The sequence below is a fragment of the Salinicola sp. genome, from assembly GCF_982684285.1.
This window is the reverse complement of record NZ_CEXLVS010000218.1, coordinates 5,762-6,963: the sequence shown is the minus strand read 5'-3', so window position 1 is coordinate 6,963 and position 1,202 is coordinate 5,762. Positions and strand designations below refer to the sequence as shown.

Here is a 1,202-nt window from a genome sequence, read left to right as displayed (position 1 = left end):
GTGGACGTGGATCTTGGTGAAGACGCTGGGAGTGCCGTCGAAGCGTTCGGCTTCCAGCGTGGCGACGCAGTCGGTGACCTCGGCGCGGGCCTTCTCGAGGATCTGGATCACGTCGAACGAGGTGCAGCCGCCCAGCCCCATCAGCACCATCTCCATGGGGCGGGGTCCGGTGTTGCGGCCGCCGTGATCCGGATTGCCGTCGATGACGACGCTGTGGCCGCTGCCGGATTCGGTGACGAACTGGCGGCCGTCGGTCCATTTGACTGTGGCTTTCATGGCAAGGATTCCTTCCTGGGATTCGTCATTGAATCGCTCGGTTGTCGATGGCGGCAGGATAACATTCCCGACGCTTGCTCGTGACGTCCGCGCCGTCATGACCGGAGCCTGGCTTCCAGCTCGGCCAGACGCTGCGGCGTGCCGACGTCGACCCAGTCCCCGCGATGGTGCCAGCCGCCGACGCGGCCCGCCCGCATCGCATCGATCAGCAGCGGGGCCAGCTTGACCGCTTCCCCGGCCGGCAGATCGGCGATCAACGCGGGATGCACGACGCCGAGACCGGCGTAGATCAGCCGCGGCTCGCCTTCGGCGTGCAGCCGACCCTGTGAATCGAGATGGAAATCGCCCCCGCGATGGAAGTCGGTGGTATCCACCATCACCAGCGAGGCGAGGTCGCCGTCGGCGAGGGCGAGACGTTCGAGCGGAAAATCCGTCCATATGTCGCCGTTGAGCAGGATGAACGGCGCCTCGCCCAGCAGCGGCAGCGCCTGGCGCAATCCGCCGGCGGTTTCCAGCGGTGTCCGTTCGACGCTGAACTGGAGCGAGACGCCGTAGCGCTCGCCGTCGCCGAGGGCGTCGATGATCTGCTGGCCGCGGTAGCTGACGTTGATCACGATGTCGCGGATTCCCGCCATCGCCAGGCGCTCGAGATGATGCACGATCAGCGGCTTGCCGGCGACCGGCAGCAGCGGCTTGGGGCAGTGGTCGGTGAGCGGTCGCATGCGGGTGCCGAGGCCGGCGGCGAGGATCATCGCTTTCATGACGAGGCTTCCTGGTCGAGGTTGGCATGGTGCTCGGCCAAGCGTGCTTCCATGGCCGGGCGATAGCTTTCGCGCAGCCAGCGGTGGAAATCGCCGAGTGCGGGCAGTGCCGCCAGCCCCTCGTCGAGATGCCCGTAGAAATGGGGCAGCCAGTCGAGATAGCGG

Annotated in this window: 2 protein-coding genes; both read right to left on the bottom strand. The window is 66.9% G+C overall.

Annotated elements, in window-relative coordinates:
- A partial coding sequence (locus AC3AYF_RS16305) for an OsmC family protein (protein ID WP_487780011.1) occupies positions 1–276 on the bottom strand: 276 nt, incomplete at its 3' end.
- 95 nt (positions 277–371) lie between these two features.
- Positions 372–1,037: an N-acetylmuramate alpha-1-phosphate uridylyltransferase MurU gene (murU, locus tag AC3AYF_RS16300; protein WP_295036124.1), complete on the bottom strand. Its 666-nt coding sequence runs from the start codon at positions 1,035–1,037 to the stop codon at positions 372–374.
- Between the last annotated feature and the right edge of the window lie 165 nt (positions 1,038–1,202).